The sequence below is a fragment of the Sulfurovum indicum genome (genome assembly GCF_014931715.1).
Taxonomy (GTDB): Bacteria; Campylobacterota; Campylobacteria; order Campylobacterales; family Sulfurovaceae; genus Sulfurovum; species Sulfurovum indicum.
Genome location: NZ_CP063164.1, coordinates 295,192 through 312,623, shown reverse-complemented (window position 1 = coordinate 312,623; position 17,432 = coordinate 295,192). Strand labels below are relative to the sequence as shown.

Below are 17,432 nucleotides of genomic sequence, written 5' to 3'. Positions count from 1 at the left end.
TTAATTATTCAAAGTTGCTACAGTTTGAGGTACAGTTGAGCTTATTGCCCGAAAGAGTAAAGACTACATCAGTACCTGTACCTTCCCTGAATGTATATTGCGTAGCACTGTCACGTTTCCAGCACTCTCGTTTTGTTCCCGCACAGTTCTTTACAGGATACTCAAGCACAGGGTGTGATGTGTTGCCGTCAAAATAGCTGAATGCATAGGTTGAATCTCCCAGATCACCTATAGATGTAAAATCTCCCCGGAGTATGCGCTTTTGCCGCTCTGTACTCAGGGAACTTCTCACCGATGCAACCGTTGCCCTGGCTTTGGTGATAACCGCATCATCACGTGTTGCAGCAAGTTTTGGGATAGCAATAGCCGAGAGTATACCGATCACTACGATCACAAAAACCAGTTCTATCATTGTGAAAGCTTTTTTTAAAGCTGTCTGCATTGTATATTCCTTCAATACTTATTTTTTTACTATATCATAATTATAAACAGGGTTTTAATATTTTACCAAAGTACCACCAATTGTAACAAGATGCTCTCTACTCAAATTTTTATTCCTTGCGGCTTCCTGTGCCGCAGTACAATAATCTTCACCATTATCCTCCCCTCCGTCAGAAACCGAAATACTTAATGTTCCATTCATATCAACTAAAGCAATGTCAAAACACTTGACATTTACACTGCTTCTATTTACATCCCCTTCCCCTGTAGCCATATAGTAGGTGGATATATCTTTAACTTTAATAGCCAAATTCAAAAGCTCTGCACTTGCTTTTGCATCATCTCTGCTTGCATTAAGTCTTGGAATCGCTATTAATGCCAAAATACCTACTATCACAATTACAAAGATTAACTCAATCATTGTGAAACCCTTACGCATCTGCTATCCTTCTGTATCGCTTATAAACAAATCACTCTGTTTCGTAATCTCCTCACTACCTTTTAAAGTATAACATATTTCAAACTTTAAATGTATTAAACTACAATATATTCAATTATCAGGTTTTCTTTCTGATTTATTTCATAATGTATTCACCACAACAGAGATTTTTTGTAAAACTTTGGATACAATAGTTTCTAACAAAGAAAAAATACTAAACTTATGAAGAATTTATTATTTCTATAAATAATTGTCCAAAGTACCACAAACACCGATAGATAGTTAATTAATAATAGTTAATACAACTAAAGTAACAATAATAACTTTAAACAATGATAGAAAAACAGTTGGAGAAATCTTATGCACCGATCAACACCCTTTATTAGTGTCATTACGCCCATTTACGGCTGTGCTTCTACACTTGATCAACTTTATGAAAGACTTGTACACACATTGACTCAAATAGATGCAAACTTTGAAATCATTATGGTTAATGATGCCAGCCCCGATAATGCATGGGAGATCATCAAAAAACTTGCTCAATGTGACCTTCGTGTCAAGGGAGTTAACTTTTCTAGAAACTTTGGTCAACATCGGGCTATTACGGCCGGTCTGGATTATGCACAAGGTGACTGGATCATTGTGATGGACTGTGATCTACAGGATCAACCTGAAGAGATTTTGAAACTATACCGTAAGGCTCAGGAAGGGTATGACATTGTTGTCGGTAAACGTATAGAACGGAAAGATAACTTTTTTAAGAAACTCAGCTCTCATTTTTTTTATAAACTTTACAACTATTTAACAGATGCACAAATTGACAAAAGTATTGGAAATTTTGGTATATATTCAAAACAAGTCATTAAAAATGTCAAACTATTTCGTGAACAAAACCGTTCCTTTGGTCTTTTTGTACTTTGGACAGGTTTTACAAGAATAGAGATTGAAATAAAACATGCACCAAGACAGGAAGGTACAAGCTCATATACACTATCTAAACTAATTAACTTAGCTATAGATAGCATCGTTGCACATTCAAATAAACCCCTGAAACTTTCAGTACAATTTGGTTTTATCCTTTCTTTTCTATCACTCCTTTATTCCATATGGCTTGTCATAAGCTATATATTCTGGTCTACTCCAATCATTGGCTGGACAAGCTTGATCGTTTCTCTTTATTTTTTAGCTGGACTGATTATTGGAAGTATCGGTATGTTAGGACTGTATATAGGTAAAATATTTGATGAGGTCAAACAAAGACCCCTTTATATTATACAAGAGACTACTTTTACAAAGAGTACAAATGAAACATGAATCACTTAAAATAGGATTTGTTGGTGGTGGGCTAAACTCTGCTATAGGCACAACACACAAAATAGCTACACAAATGGATGGAAAGTTTCAATTGGTCGCAGGCTGCTTTAGCCGACACTCCAATATCAATTCCAAGACAGCAACACAATGGTCTATACCCAAATATTATACACACTATCTGGAATTACTGGAAAAAGAGAAAAATAACCTAGATGCGATTGCCATATTAACCCCGACAGACAGTCATACAGACATCATCATCGAGATACTAAAGTTCAATATACCCATCATTTGCGAAAAAACATTGACCGCATCACTTGAAGATGCATTGAAAATCAAAAATATCATAGACAAAAACAAAAACTTTTTAGTTACTACCTACAACTATACTGGCTATCCTATGATTAGAGAGTTAGAAAACATGATCTCAACTGGAAAACTGGGGAAGATCATTCAAGTTAATATTCAAATGCCCCAGGAAAGTTTCATCCGTTTGGATAAAAATGGAAATATTCCAAAGCCTCAATCATGGAGACTAAAAGACACATCCATTCCAATACTCTCTTTAGATCTGGGAACACACCTGTCCAATATGATTTCTTTTTTGACAAAAGAAACTCCCAAAGAGGTCATTGCCATGCAAAACAATTTTGGACACTATCCCGTAATAGATAATTTAATATGTATGGTGAAATATACAAATAATATAGACTGCCAAATGTGGTATAGTAAATCTGCACTTGGGCATAAGAATGGTCTGAAAGTAGAGATATATGGAACAGAAGGTTCGGCAAGCTGGTATCAAATGAACTCCGAGTTCTTAGAGTACAATGACAATCAAGGAAGAAACATTATTTTGGACAGGTCTTCTAAAGATATAGAAATAGCCGACAAAGAAAGATATAACAGATTCAAATCCGGACACCCCGCAGGTTTTATAGAAGCTTTTGCTAATCATTATACTGATATTTATGAAGCACTCCGCTCTTACAAAAGTGGAAATAGTGATTATCTAAATAAATATGTTTTTGACATTAATGCATCTATTACAGAATTAGCATTAATGCAAACCATAGAAACATCTATACAAAGTAAAAAATGGGAATATGTTAATGTTGAAAATAAACTCTACACCAGAAAATAATAAAGCAAAAGAGTTCTGTAAAGCATTTTTGGAGTCAAAAAGACCAAAATATATTTTTGGCCGAAATGACTGGGCAAAAAGTGTTACAAATATAATCGATGTAGATGGCTTCATTGATGAGTTTACCCATGATAAGGAATACTTGGACAAACCTATTGTTCCAATAGAAGACATACCCAACAATGCCATGGTTGTTTCGATTGTACAAGGAAAACCATTCGTTGCAGAAAAAAGTATGCGCAGATTTCAGTTCGATTCTCTAGATTATTATGCATTTTTTAAATACTCTAATCTACCTATTAAACAAGTTATGTTTTGGGAGGGTATGACTGAAGACATCAAGATAAACTTTTCAAAATATAACTGGATATACACATTATTAAAAGACAAGACTTCCAAAAATCAATTTTTTAATATTATTAACTTTCGAATCTCTTATGACCTAGATTACATGAGAGGCTTTAAAAATATTGAAGATAAGCAGTATTTTGAAGATTTTCTTCAGTTGAACCCCAATGGAGAAAGTTTTGCTGATATTGGAGCATTTGACGGGTATACAACAAAAGAATTTATAAAAAGGTGCCCAAACTATAAGAAAGTTTTTCTTTTTGAACCAGAAGAAAAAAATATGGAAACTGCTAAAAATGAATTGATGAGTGCCTACAATATTCAGTTTTTTAAGCTTGGATTATCCGATAAAAAAGAGACTTTAAGGTTTGATGTCAGCGGTTCAAGTTCAAAAATAAGTGAAAATGGGGCACTTACTATACATGTTGACAAACTTGATGATCTTATCAATGAAGAAGTCACCTTTATTAAAATGGATATTGAAGGGTATGAACAAAGAGCCATTAAGGGAGCAAAAAAAATAATTCAAAAATACCATCCCAGACTAGCGATTAGTGTTTATCACAAAAAAGATGACTTCTGGAAAATTCCAAAACTGATTTTAAATATACGTAACGATTATAATATCTACTTAAGGCATTATACAGAAGGTATATCTGAAACCATTATGTTTTTTATTCCTTATACAAAGACAGACACATGAAAAAACTATTAGTCGTGGGAGGAAGTCACGCAGACATTCCTATTATTCAAGCAGCCCAGAAGAAAGATTATTTCGTTATTACAAGTGGCAATAATCCAAAGGATCTTGGACATCAGTTTTCAGATCAATATTGTCCAGAGGATTATTCTAATCCACAAAAAATACTTGCTTTGGCAAAAAGTTTGAACATCGATGCAATCTGTGCCTCCGCTAATGATTTTTCTGCTCTCTCATGTGCTTATACTGCTGAAAAACTCCATTTACCTGGTCACGATACCTTTGAAACGGCATTAACTATTCACCATAAAGATAAATTTCGTACATTTGCTTTAAAACATGATCTTACCGTACCTAAAGCTATTCACATTCATAAAGATCGAAATATCTATACGACTGATATTAAACAACTTACCTATCCACTTATTGTCAAACCTATTGACCTTTCCGGAGGAAAAGGGGTTACAAAGGTTGAATCAAAAAAATATCTAGAAAATGCTATTCAAAAAGCATTTTCTGTCTCTTATAATGATACCATAGTGATAGAGGAATTCGTCAACGGTTCTAATCATGGTTACTCAACATTTATCAAAAATGGAAAAGTAGTATTTGCCTTTATGGATGATGAACACTATTTTATAAACCCCTATCTTGTCTCAGGTGCTTCTACATCACTTTTTTATACTAAACAAATAGCCCAAAAATTAAATGATGATTTGAAAATAATTGCATCTGAACTACAGCTTACTGATGGATTACTCCATGTTCAGTTTATACTCAAAGGACAAATACCATATATTATAGAAATCTGTAGGCGAACCCCAGGAGATCTTTATGTGAAACTTGTAAAGTATGCAACAGAATTCGACATGGCAACGGCAATTGTGGACTTTGCAACCGGAAATCCTGTAACTATCAATCATAATAAAAAGATATCATACATTACAAGGCATTGTGTAATGGGAGAAAAAACCGGATATATTAAAAAAGTAGACTACGGAAACCTCTCTTCTAAGATTTTTGATAAATTTATTTTCTATAAAAGAGGAGATTACATTGCTAATCCTATGACATATAAAGCAGAAATAGACTTTATCAAATATAATAGTAGAAATGAAATGCAAAATATAGTAAACACATTAACCAATACAATTAAAATAAGGTATGCTTTATGACTTATATTGTCAACCATTTATATATTTTTTTGTCAATTCTCTTCGCAGTGACAAGTCAACTTGTCATCAAGTGGAAAATGAATGAATACGATCTTACGCAATACCCTTCTATTATAGAAAAATTTTCTTTTGCTTTTTCAATGTTGTTCAATCCTTATATTATACTCTCCATATTTCTCACACTTTTAAGTGGTTTATCTTGGATGATCGCCATGACAAAATTCGATATTTCTTATGCCTATCCATTCACAGCTTTGGGTTTTGTTTTTATTCTCATTTTTTCTGCCCTTTTATTCCACGAACCTATCACATGGCATAAATTCATAGGGATTCTTCTGATTACTTCCGGTATTTTAATAACAAGTAAGAGCATATAAATGATCCCATTCAATCAACCACCCTATATTGGTACAGAAGACAAGTATGTTTTAACAGCGCTAAAGCAAACGAAAATAGCCGGAGATGGTTTTTTTGCAAAAAAATGCCAAAAATGGTTTGAAGAAAAAACCGGTGCAAGTATCGCACTCCTCACTACTTCATGCACCCATGCATTAGAGATGTCAGCTTTACTTATCAATCTCAAAGAGGGCGATGAAGTTATCATGCCCTCATATACATTTGTTTCAACTGCGAATGCATTCGCTCTTAGAGGAGCCAAAATCATTTTTGTTGATATTCGCCCAGATACCATGAATATAGATGAAACCAAAATTGAAGCAGCCATTACATCAAAAACAAAAGCTATTATACCTGTTCATTATGCAGGGGTTGCCTGTGAGATGGATACCATCATGGAGATTGCCGACCGTTATAACCTCATTGTTATAGAAGATGCAGCACAGGGAATGATGAGTACATATAAGGATAAACCGCTGGGAACGATTGGACATATAGGTACCTACTCTTTCCATGAAACCAAAAATTATACCAGTGGAGGAGAAGGTGGTGTTATTTTTATCAACGATGAGAAATATTTTGACCATGCAGAGATCATACGAGAAAAAGGAACCAACCGTAATCAGTTTTTTAGGGGCCAGGTCGACAAATACACATGGGTAGAACTAGGGAGTTCTTACCTGCCTTGTGAATTACAGGCAGCCTATCTTTATGCACAACTCTTAGATGCAGACAAAATAAATCATAACAGACTCGCTTCATGGTATTACTACTATCAAAAGTTAACCCCCTTAGCACAACAGGAACACATAGAGTTGCCCTATACTCCCAAAGAGTGTCAGCACAATGCCCATATGTTTTACATTAAGACAAAAAATTTACAAGAGCGTACAGCACTGCTTGCTCACCTGGAAAAAAATCAAGTTGGTGCTGTTTTTCACTATGTTCCCCTTCACAGCTCCGATGCCGGATTAAAATTTGGTAAATTCAACGGAGAGGATACCTACACAACCATAGAGAGTGAGCGCATCATTAGACTGCCTATGTTTTATAACTTAAACAGATCTTCTCAGGATAATGTCATTGAAACCATCTATGCTTTTTTTCATCAATAGCTCTCCATTGAGATCGAAAGAGACCTGGTTATCCATCTCTACTTTCCTTTTACTACTCTATCTGCTGCCACTCTTCATCTATAAAGGCGATTTACATGTTCTGGTATTTGACAATTTAGACTCAAATATTATTTGGTTCAAAATTCTTGCAGAAAGCGGAAAGATCTTTGCATCTAACGATACTGTTATACCAAACATGATGGGAGGATTACCTCGTTCATGCTACGGTAGTGAATTTAATATTATTGTGTGGCTATACTATTTTTTCACACCTCTTCAAGCTTATATCATCAATGAAGTGATACTCCACAGTATTGCTTTTATCTCTATGTATATATTTTTAGATAAAGTTATCTTCAAGAATAGTCTTCAACCGGGAAAATACATCTATATTTCAATAGGGGCATTGTACTTTTCCACCTTACCGTTTTGGCCTTCTGGTGGGCTGAGTGTACCGATCATGCCGTTGATAGTATTGAGTCTTATCCATATCCAAAATAAACAGGATACATGGAAAGACTGGCTGCTGCTCATTTTTCTTCCTCTATATAGCGAATTTATCATAGTCTATTTCTTTTTCTTTTTTCTGTTGGGTATTTATATATGTTATCTGTTCTTCAAAACAGGCATATTGCACCGGAGACTTTTGTTTGCACTTATACTTTCTGTAACACTTTTTCTTTTACGGGAATACCGGCTTGTTCTGCAAATGTTTATTGAACATGGATTTATTTCAAATAGAACAGAATACTTTTCGCTTGTCAACAAATCCTTTTGGGAAGCATACAGAAATGCACATATCGAATTTATCAATGGTCTTCCACATGCAAAAGGAATACATTTCAAAATTTTACTGCCTACATCTTTTTTTGCTTTACTGTTACAGCTTTATCCCAAAAAGCTTTCTGTAAGAACTTCTCTAATTTTACTTATACTCTTTTTTACTCTTTTATACTCAGATGTCTTTACATATCTGTTTACACAAAAGTTCACAATGCCTGTAATCACGGTTTTTCTTTTAGTGATACTTTATATTAAAAAAGACATATTATCGATTCTTCTGCTATCCCAAATTATCATAGCTTACTGGTTCGGATTTTCATTTTATCAGGGATGGGAAGTTATATTTCAGTTTTTCCCAAAGATGGAAATGTTCAACTTCTCAAGATTCTTTTTTCTTTCACCATTTCTCTGGGCCCTTATAGCTGTCTATTCACTAAGAAGCATTCTCCAAAAGATACATTACGGATCTCTGTTTGCTGTACTTTTTATGTTCATACAGTTCTATATTGCCGTTACAGAAGCTTTTTTCAACACTTCCCCTAAACTATATTATCTTCCTTTTAACAAATATTATGCCTCTTCCCAATTCAAACAGATACAAAATTTCATCAAAAAGCCTCTTAACTCCTACAGGATAGTCAGCCTTGGTATAGACCCGTCGGTAAGCTTATTTAACGGCTTTTATACGTTAGATGGATATATAGTTAATTACCCCTTGACATACAAACACCAATTTAGGAAAATTATTGCAACCCATCTTGGCAAAAATGCTGCACATCACAAGCTATTTGATGGATGGGGCAGCAAAGTCTACCTTTTTGACAATAATGTAGGATATTCATACAAAACCGAACAGGACATATATATACATACTGAACCCTATACCAATCTCGAACTTAATACATCACAGATATATGCCATGGGAGGAAGATATTTACTTTCATCAAGAAAGATTTTAAATGAAAACCTGTATGATTTGTATTTTGAAAAAGTATTTATTAGTAAGGATGATGCAATTTGGAAAGTTTGGCTCTACCGTATAGATAAACCAAAACAACAAAAGAAAGATTATAAATGAAACAGATAGAGTATCTTATAAACAATAAAAAAACATTTTACCTGTTAGCTTTATTCATTTTATTTTTCTACTTTCTTCCCTATTTCATTTATGGAAAACATATCTTCTTGGTTCAATACGATAACCTTGACTCAAATATTATATGGTATAAGATACTGGCAGAAAACCATATGGGATTTACTGCAAGTGACACAATTATACCAAACATGATGAATGGCTTACCACGTATCGCCTACCCTGGTGAATTAAGTCTTCTATATCTCTTCTATAATCTGTTCGAACCATTAACCGCTTATATTATCAATGATATCTTGATACACACTGTTGCTTTCTTTAGTATGTTTATTCTTATTGAAAAATACATTTTTCAAAAAATAACATCAAAATGGAAATATCTTTATATTTTTATTCCCTCCATAGCTTTTGCACTGGTTCCTTTCTGGCCGCATGGCGGCTTAAGCGTAGCCGGACAGCCTCTAGCACTTTATGCGTTTTTAAATATAAGAAAAGGTGATACTTCACTTAAAAACTGGCTTATCCTGCTACTCCTGCCTTTCTACAGCAGCCTTATTTTAAGTTTCATATTTTTTCTTTTTGCAATGGGAATATTGTGGATTTATGATTTTATTACCGAAAAAAAAATCAACTACTTTTTCTTAAGTGCTCTTATAGTAATGGGAAGCCTATACCTTCTGGTAGAGTATCGCCTTGTTTATAGCATTTTGATAGAACACAGTTTTCTTTCTCATAGAACTGAATTTAATTTAAGACAGATATTTACTTTCGATCATTTTTACAAATCAGCCCATACCCGCTTCTTAAACGGTACAGATAACAATATTCCATTACACTATCGTTATATTTTACCATTTATTCTCACTACAATGCTACTACTTCCATTTAGAAAAAAACTTGGAAATAGAGAAAGTATTTTCTTATACATCACAATTGTATTGCTCTACTTGTTTTCCGGATGGCATTGGCTTCTGGCATCAAAATATTCACTTCCAATGCTACTTCTTTTTTCTCTGGTAATATATCTTGTAAGCACAAAAAAGCTTTTGCCTTTTTTAATGATCATACAAATTCTTCTTGCCTATTGGGCTGATTTTTGGCAAAGTCCATGGTGGAATCAGTTTTTAGACTATTTTCCACTGATAAAAACATTTCACTTTTCCAGATTTATTTTTGTAACAGTAACTATCTGGTACCTAATGTTTGCACTTTCAATTTATGAATTTATCAAAAAGGTAAAATTTTCTTACCTATGGATTATTGCTCTTTTATTATTCCAAATACATCTGGCATTTACATGGAAACTATTCAGTCATACAGGAGATCATAGAAAAAAAGCATATGACACCTACTACGCAACAGCATTATTTGATAAAATTGCTCACTATATAGGGAAAGATAAACACTCATACCGAATCGTTTCATTAGGATTAGAACCTGCTGTTAGTCTCTATAACGGATTTTATACGATTGACGGCTATTCTACAAACTATCCATTGAAATACAAACATAGATTCCGCTCTATTATGTCAGACTACCTCAACAAACTACCTCCTCACATAGGTGACCGTAAAGTATATGATGACTGGGGCAGTAAAGTATATCTATTGCAACCTGGCTGCATTTCCAGAAGTCCAGACAGCAACAGAACACGTGATGCCAAAAATCTCTTTATCAATACCCAGCAGCTTTACTGTATGGGTGTAAAATATATATTTTCAGCATATGAGATCAAAAATGCAGAAATACTTGATCTTGAAAAACTTAAAACGTTTAAAGATACGTCAAAAAGTATTTGGACCATAACTCTTTATAGAATCAAAGATAATAAATTTACTTCTGACACATGTAAGCAGCTAACTCCTTTTAAAAAAAATAAAAAAATTATCAAGACTATTCAAGACATTAAAGAATGATATGGTAATCCTCCAAAAGTTTAACAACTGATCAAAAGAAGACTCTCTTTCCATTAAAGTATGTGCGTCATAATCCCTCCTCAACTGCAAATCCATGGGTAATCCTCCCATGCTACTCACAGACACCCTTTTAAAGATGTTTGGTATTTCAATGTCGAATGCGTTCTAAAAATTGACCTATTTTCTAATACTGGAGGTCACGATAATGTCTCGTATAACTGGCTTAATATATCTTAACACAAACGATAAAGTCGTAAATATAATGGAAGAATTTGAATGAGTATGATGAAAGCCGAAAAGAAGAAAGAGGGGAAAAGAAATTTCTTTTTCTCCTCTCTATTAAATTAGTTATAAGATACGCTTGTACCACCAAAATCATGTGTAGTATCAAGCGTAGAAATACCTGTTCCAGTGATTTTGATATATCTACCGTTTGTACTGTCAATACTTACAGTAATATCACTGTGTGCATCAGCTGTACTACATGCAACTGTAGCAGATGTTGCTTTAATAGGGTTACCCGCTGTATATGCCGACCCTACTTCATTCACACACGTACCTGCATTTGCAATTGCTGTAGAAAGTTTTGCATCATCTCTCGTTGCTGCTAGTTTTGGAATGGCAACTGCTGCCAAAATACCGATAATTACAATTACAAAGATCAATTCGATCATTGTGAAACCGCGTCTCATGTTAGATGTCTCTGTCATGATTAACTCCTGTGTTAATTTATATAGTACCAATTCAATAACTGGTCTTTTAAAATAGTAGTATGTTAAAACTTAAAACAATATAAAATTAAAAAATGTTATGGTATGTCATAATCCGTCTATTGTCTCTATAAGAAGCTCTATCTCTTTTTCATAAGAGGTTGCCTGTTTGGCAAGTCGTAAATAAGCCTTTAGCAGCTTGTCAGGTTTATTGTCTGTGTACAGGTTCACACCTGCTTCCTGCAAGTCGTTGTTTACAAAATCCGCAAAATCATCTTCTAGCTTGATCTCATAACGGTTCCCGCATACGGTCAGTCCAACGTTTTTCATCTTCTTATCCTTCGGATATTGAAATTAAAAATTAAAAAGGAAAAATCAAAAGTCCCCTGCCCCTTTTTTTAATTTTTAATTGCTAATTTTTCATTTCATTATGCCAGTAACGATTCTACCTGCGCAATGATCTTTTCAATCTCGGCATCTTTCTCCTCCAGTTCACGCTTGAGTGAAGCTACCGTACTCTCCAGCGATTGCACCTTTTCAGCTTCTGCTCTGAGGTTGCTGATGAGCATCTCCTGTTCAGACTGGGAACTGCTCATAGTGGTCAGCTGGTTTCTTAACTCTTCATTCTGCGACTTGATCGCCTCATAGTCTGTTTTAAGCTGTGTGATCTTCTCTTGCAATCTCTGTAATGCGCTCATAAAAACTCCATCGTTCTTTAAAATAATTTGCTGTGTTATAATATCAAAAATTATTAAAACTATACCAATAGCATGATGGAGATATTTTGCCTAACTTCAAAGTAAACAGCCCCTATGCCCCTTCCGGCGATCAGCCGGAAGCCATTGAAGCTCTTTCGGAATCCATACTGAAAGGCAGCCGTTATCAGACACTGCTTGGTGTGACCGGTTCAGGGAAGACCTACACCATGGCAAAGATCATTGAGAAGACCAAAAAGCCAACCCTCGTCATGACACATAACAAAACACTGGCTGCACAACTCTACTCAGAATTCAAAGCATTTTTCCCCAACAACCATGTAGAGTACTTCATCTCCTACTATGACTACTACCAGCCCGAAGCCTATCTGCCACGCCAGGACCTCTTCATTGAAAAGGACAGCTCCATCAATCAGGAACTGGAGCGTCTGCGCCTGAGTACGACTGCTTCGCTGCTGAGTCACGATGATGTCATAGTCATTGCTTCGGTCTCGGCCAACTACGGTTTGGGCTCACCTGAAGATTACCGTTCCATCGTTCAGAAACTGTGTGTAGGAGAAGAGTATAATCAAAAAGAGCTGCTGCTCCGACTCGTCGATATGGGGTACAAACGCAACGATGAATTTTTTGATATCGGAAATTTCCGTGTCAGCGGAGAGGTGATAGATATCTACCCGGCATACTCCGATGAATTTGCCGTACGTATTGAGTTCTTCGGCGACGAGATCGAGGATATTTACGAATTCAATGCATTGACCGGAGAGAAAAACAAAGCCATGAAAGAGGTTACTGTCTACTCTGCCAATCAGTTCATCGTCGGCAAAGAGAAGCTCGCACGTGCCATTAAAAGTATTGAAGAGGAGCTTGATGAACGGCTGGCATACTTTCAGCGGGAAGGACGTATGGTAGAATACAACCGTCTTAAACAGCGAACCGAGTTCGACCTGGAAATGCTCGAAGCCACAGGAATATGTAAAGGGATAGAAAACTACTCCAGACACCTTACAGGCAAAAAACCCGGTGAGACCCCCTACTCAATGATGGACTACTTTGAAGTTATGCATGACGACTACCTTGTCATTGTCGATGAATCACATGTTTCACTGCCACAGTTTCGTGGTATGTATGCCGGCGACAGAAGTCGTAAAGAAGTATTGGTCGATCATGGTTTCAGGCTCCCTTCCGCTCTGGATAACAGACCGCTGATGTTTGATGAGTATATCAACAAGGCACCTCATTATCTCTTTGTTTCAGCCACGCCGGCTGACCTGGAACTGGAACTCTCTTCCACTGTAGCCGAACAAGTTGTCAGGCCCACAGGACTACTTGACCCTGAAATTGAGGTCATCGACTCTACCTACCAGGTTGAAAACCTGCACGATCGCATGAAACCGGTCATTGAAAGAGGTGAACGAGTACTTGTCACTGTATTGACAAAAAAGATGGCAGAGGAGTTGACAAGTTACTACAATGACCTTGGACTCAAAGCCAAATATATGCACTCCGACCTTGATGCTATTGAACGTAACCAGGTTATCCGATCATTACGACTTGGAGAGTTTGACATCCTGGTAGGCATTAATCTTCTTAGAGAAGGACTTGATCTGCCCGAAGTCTCTCTGGTTGCCATACTCGATGCAGACAAAGAAGGCTTCCTCCGTTCACGTACAGCTCTAATACAGACAGCCGGCCGTGCTGCCCGAAATGCAAATGGAAAAGTACTGATGTACGCCAAAAAAATAACCGACTCAATGAAAGCAACTATCGAGATCACTCAGACGAGAAGAGAAAAACAGATCGCCTACAACAAAGCACATGGCATTACACCAAAAACGACTATCAGGGAACTCGATACCAATCTCAAAGTGGATGATGCGGGAGAACTTTACAACAAACGTGACAAACTTGACAAAATGCCAAAAGCTGAACGTCAGCAGCTCATTAAGGAGCTTAAAGCAAAAATGCTTGCAGCCGCCAAGAACCTGGAGTTTGAAGAAGCAGCGAGACTGCGGGATGAAATAGCCAAGGTTAAAAAATTGTAACACTACCTCCCCCTGTAGGGGTCTGGTCTTGTACCGACCCTTGAGTGCAGGATATTCTTATTACCGCACCAACTAAATACCTCAAACTTTGAGAGAACGAGACGAGGCAAGATGTGCGTGAAAAAATCTGAAGGACTACCCGTAGGTAATTCAAAGATTTTTTTACGTGCAGGTTGTCTCGTATCGTTCTCCCCGAAGGGTGCAGCACTTTCGCCCACATACGGTGTTAGATTTTCTTGAATTAGCCTCCGGCTAGTCCTGTGAAAATCTGCCTTGTCTGTGAACAAAATTGCAGCATCAAAGATTGAGGTATTTAATTGGTAGGTAATACATACCAACGATCATATGTTATCAAAACAAACATATCTCTATCCCCAAGGACAGGCACAAGACCTGCCCCTACACACAATATTGGAATTTTTTGCTATAATATCTCTCATTTATCTGCTTGGAAGGAAACCTTAACATGTCGATCGATCTCAATTCATCACAGCTCTATTTCAACCGCGAGCTCAGCTGGCTGCAGTTCAACTCACGTGTACTTGCACAAGCGCTTGACGAGAAGCTGCCGCCACTGGAGAGACTAAAGTTCCTCGCCATCTACGGTACTAACCTCGATGAGTTCTACATGATCCGTGTAGCAGGGCTTAAAAGCCTTTTTAAAGCACGCATCCAGCAGACAGGGCCGGACAAACTTACCCCTACCGAGCAGTTAAAACAGATTCGTGCCTACCTGCATAGAGAACACCATGTACTGGAATCCTGCTATACTTCCATTATTTCGGAACTGCATACGCATGGTGTACACATCAAAAATTTTGATCTGTTAACCAAAGAAGAGAAGGAAGAGGTCAAGACAATCTTTTTTGAAGAGATCTACCCGGTCATCATTCCTATTGCCGTAGATGCCACACACCCATTCCCCCATCTCAACAACCTCAGTTTTGGACTTGCTATTACACTGCAGGATGAATCACACCACATTAAACATGGTCTTATTCGTATTCCGCGTATCCTGCCTCGTTTTATTCAGATCGATCAGACATTCATTCCCATCGAAAGTGTAGTTGAGCACTTCACTACCGAATTATTTCCAGGCTTTACTCCACTCGCCTCTACCCCTTTCAGAGTTACCCGCAATGCAGATATTGAAATAGAAGAGGAGGAAGCAGATGATTTTCTGGAAATCCTTCAGGAGGGGCTGCGTTCAAGAAATAAAGGTTCTCTCATCAGGCTTGAACTCCTTGAGGAGGTCGATAAAGATCTTTTACAGTTCCTTCTGACACACCTTAACCTTGATGAAAATGATATCTACCCCTATAAAAGCCTGCCCCTCAACCTCGGTGCTCTCTGGCAAATCGTAGGGGACAAACGCCTCTCCCATCTTGTTTTGCCGACATTCACGCCCAAAACACTGCCACCATTGGATACTGAGAACATATTTGAAGCTATAGAAAAACAGGATGTTTTACTTTACCATCCATACGACAGCTTTGAACCGGTTGTACTGTTCATCAAGCAGGCAGCCGCCGATCCGGAGACGATAGCAATCCGCATGACACTATACCGTGCCGGGCAGAAATCACCTATTGTCAAAGCTCTGATCGATGCGGTACGTGATGGAAAACAGGTTACTGTTCTCGTAGAGCTCAAAGCACGTTTTGATGAAGAGAACAACCTGCGCTGGGCCAAAGCACTTGAAGATGCCGGTGCACATGTCGTTTATGGAATCCCGGGACTTAAAGTTCATGCCAAGATCGCACAGGTAATCAAACGCAAAGGACGTAAGCTGCAAAGCTACGTCCATTTGGCAACGGGGAATTACAATCCGACAACCGCCAAAATATACACTGATATCTCCTATTTCACGGCAAAAGAGGCTTTCTCCAAAGATGCAACACACTTTTTTCATTTCCTTACAGGCTTCTCTACCTACACCAAGCTCGATACACTCTTTATGTCACCGGTCCAGATCAAACCAAAACTGATCAAGCTCATCGAGAAAGAGAGTCAACACGGAAAGAACGGGCATATCATTCTCAAAGCAAACTCTCTGGTCGATATCGACATTATCAAGGCACTCTATAAAGCCTCACAGGATGGTTGCAGGATCGACCTCATTATCCGTGGTATCTGCTGTCTCAAACCGGGGGTGAAAGGAGTGAGTGAAAATATCACAGTCTCCTCCATCATCGGAAAGTATCTGGAGCATCCTCGCATCTATTACTTTAGGAATCAAAAAATAAAATGTTATATCTCCAGTGCCGACCTGATGCCGCGTAACCTTGTAAGACGGGTCGAACTGATGACCCCTATCGTGGAAGAGAATCTCTCAAAAAAGATAGAACAGATCCTTATGCTGCAGCTGGCCGACAATCAACTTCGATGGGAGTTGCAGGAGAGCGGTGAGTATGTCAAAGTCCCTACGTTGGGGAAAAGTGTCAACAACCACCTTATCCTTGAACAATATGTCAACAAAATATATGACAAAACAAAAAAAGAGACACCTGACTATGTCAGTCGTCTGGCAAGCAAGATATTAAAGGAATCATAGATGCTGATCAAATTCAAAGAGTGGACACCTCAACTTAAAAAAAATGCCTGGGTGGCAGAAGGCGCTTCTGTTATTGGACGTGTAACAATGGGAGAAGACTCGGCCGTTTGGTTTGGATGTGTGGTACGCGGAGATGTACACTTTATCACCATCGGAGAGAGAACAAACATACAGGATCTCAGTATGATCCATGTCACGCACCATAAAAGAGAAGATATGACAGACGGCAACCCAACCATCATTGGAAATGATGTAACTGTCGGACACCGTGTTATGCTGCACGGCTGTACTATTGAAGATGCCTGCCTCATTGGCATGAGTGCGACTATTTTAGATGGTGCTGTCATCGGTAAAGAATCCATCGTCGGAGCGGGAAGTCTTGTTACCAAGAACAAGAAGTTTCCGCCAAGAAGCCTCATTATGGGCAGTCCTGCAAAAGTTGTCCGAGAGCTGACAGATGAGGAAGTTGCAGAACTTTATGCTTCTGCTGAGCGGTATGTGAAATTTAAAAATGAATACCTGTAGGGTGCTGTAAGGACACAACAC

At 37.4% G+C, this 17,432-nt stretch carries 16 protein-coding genes; 11 read left to right on the top strand and 5 right to left on the bottom strand.

Annotated elements, in window-relative coordinates; translation table 11 throughout:
• Positions 1-4: 4 nt before the first annotated feature.
• Positions 5-442, bottom strand: a complete 438-nt coding sequence (locus IMZ28_RS01660; protein ID WP_197548910.1) for a type II secretion system protein — start codon at positions 440-442, stop codon at positions 5-7.
• A 54-nt stretch (positions 443-496) separates the two neighbouring features.
• Positions 497-862, bottom strand: coding sequence for a type II secretion system protein (locus IMZ28_RS10960; RefSeq protein ID WP_232087495.1), 366 nt, complete (start codon positions 860-862; stop codon positions 497-499).
• Between the two features lie 378 nt (positions 863-1,240).
• Here IMZ28_RS10960 and IMZ28_RS01650 point away from each other — a divergent pair, with 378 nt between their 5' ends.
• From IMZ28_RS01650 to IMZ28_RS01615, 8 genes are read left to right on the top strand one after another with little or no spacing between them, the layout of a single operon-like run.
• Positions 1,241-2,194, top strand: coding sequence for a glycosyltransferase family 2 protein (locus IMZ28_RS01650; RefSeq protein WP_197548909.1), 954 nt, complete (start codon positions 1,241-1,243; stop codon positions 2,192-2,194).
• Entirely contained in the window at positions 2,184-3,338 is a 1,155-nt protein-coding gene (locus tag IMZ28_RS01645) for a Gfo/Idh/MocA family protein (protein WP_197548908.1), read from the top strand. Before IMZ28_RS01650 ends, IMZ28_RS01645 begins: the two co-directional genes overlap by 11 nt.
• Positions 3,307-4,389 carry an FkbM family methyltransferase gene (locus tag IMZ28_RS01640; protein WP_197548907.1) on the top strand — a complete coding sequence of 361 codons (1,083 nt, stop codon included), beginning with the start codon at positions 3,307-3,309 and terminating at the stop codon, positions 4,387-4,389. The genes IMZ28_RS01645 and IMZ28_RS01640 overlap by 32 nt, the downstream gene beginning before the upstream one ends.
• On the top strand, positions 4,386-5,561 hold the full coding sequence (locus IMZ28_RS01635) for an ATP-grasp domain-containing protein (protein ID WP_197548906.1): 1,176 nt from the start codon (positions 4,386-4,388) through the stop codon (positions 5,559-5,561). Before IMZ28_RS01640 ends, IMZ28_RS01635 begins: the two co-directional genes overlap by 4 nt.
• A complete protein-coding gene (locus IMZ28_RS11120) occupies positions 5,558-5,938 on the top strand; it encodes an SMR family transporter (protein WP_197548905.1) in 381 nt (126 codons plus the stop codon). The genes IMZ28_RS01635 and IMZ28_RS11120 overlap by 4 nt, the downstream gene beginning before the upstream one ends.
• Positions 5,939-7,072, top strand: coding sequence for a dTDP-4-amino-4,6-dideoxygalactose transaminase (rffA, locus tag IMZ28_RS01625; RefSeq protein WP_197548904.1), 1,134 nt, complete (start codon positions 5,939-5,941; stop codon positions 7,070-7,072). It begins immediately after the preceding gene.
• On the top strand, positions 7,035-8,933 hold the full coding sequence (locus IMZ28_RS10955; protein WP_332061156.1) for a DUF6044 family protein: 1,899 nt from the start codon (positions 7,035-7,037) through the stop codon (positions 8,931-8,933). Before rffA ends, IMZ28_RS10955 begins: the two co-directional genes overlap by 38 nt.
• Entirely contained in the window at positions 8,930-10,864 is a 1,935-nt protein-coding gene (locus IMZ28_RS01615) for a DUF6044 family protein (RefSeq protein ID WP_197548902.1), read from the top strand. The genes IMZ28_RS10955 and IMZ28_RS01615 overlap by 4 nt, the downstream gene beginning before the upstream one ends.
• 344 nt (positions 10,865-11,208) lie before the next feature.
• On the opposite strand, the gene IMZ28_RS11045 is transcribed toward IMZ28_RS01615, so the two are convergent.
• The 3 genes from IMZ28_RS11045 to IMZ28_RS01600 all read right to left on the bottom strand — a co-directional run bounded on the left by IMZ28_RS11045 (position 11,209) and on the right by IMZ28_RS01600 (position 12,272).
• Positions 11,209-11,556 (bottom strand): type II secretion system protein, encoded by a 348-nt coding sequence (locus IMZ28_RS11045; protein ID WP_197549766.1) that lies wholly within the window; start codon positions 11,554-11,556, stop codon positions 11,209-11,211.
• A gap of 126 nt (positions 11,557-11,682) precedes the next feature.
• The gene (locus IMZ28_RS01605) at positions 11,683-11,904 is read right to left on the bottom strand and encodes a hypothetical protein (RefSeq protein WP_197548901.1); all 222 of its coding nucleotides are present in this window, start codon (positions 11,902-11,904) and stop codon (positions 11,683-11,685) included.
• A 98-nt stretch (positions 11,905-12,002) separates the two neighbouring features.
• Positions 12,003-12,272 carry a hypothetical protein gene (locus tag IMZ28_RS01600; RefSeq protein WP_197548900.1) on the bottom strand — a complete coding sequence of 90 codons (270 nt, stop codon included), beginning with the start codon at positions 12,270-12,272 and terminating at the stop codon, positions 12,003-12,005.
• An 86-nt stretch (positions 12,273-12,358) separates the two neighbouring features.
• On the opposite strand from IMZ28_RS01600, the gene uvrB reads away from it, so the two are divergent.
• The 3 genes from uvrB to IMZ28_RS01585 all read left to right on the top strand — a co-directional run bounded on the left by uvrB (position 12,359) and on the right by IMZ28_RS01585 (position 17,411).
• Positions 12,359-14,332, top strand: a complete 1,974-nt coding sequence (gene uvrB, locus IMZ28_RS01595) for an excinuclease ABC subunit UvrB (RefSeq protein ID WP_269472898.1) — start codon at positions 12,359-12,361, stop codon at positions 14,330-14,332.
• 466 nt (positions 14,333-14,798) lie between these two features.
• Complete coding sequence (locus IMZ28_RS01590) at positions 14,799-16,886, top strand: RNA degradosome polyphosphate kinase (RefSeq protein WP_197548899.1); 2,088 nt, start codon at positions 14,799-14,801, stop codon at positions 16,884-16,886.
• Positions 16,887-17,411, top strand: a complete 525-nt coding sequence (locus IMZ28_RS01585; RefSeq protein ID WP_197548898.1) for a gamma carbonic anhydrase family protein — start codon at positions 16,887-16,889, stop codon at positions 17,409-17,411. It begins immediately after the preceding gene.
• The last annotated feature ends 21 nt before the right edge of the window (positions 17,412-17,432 follow it).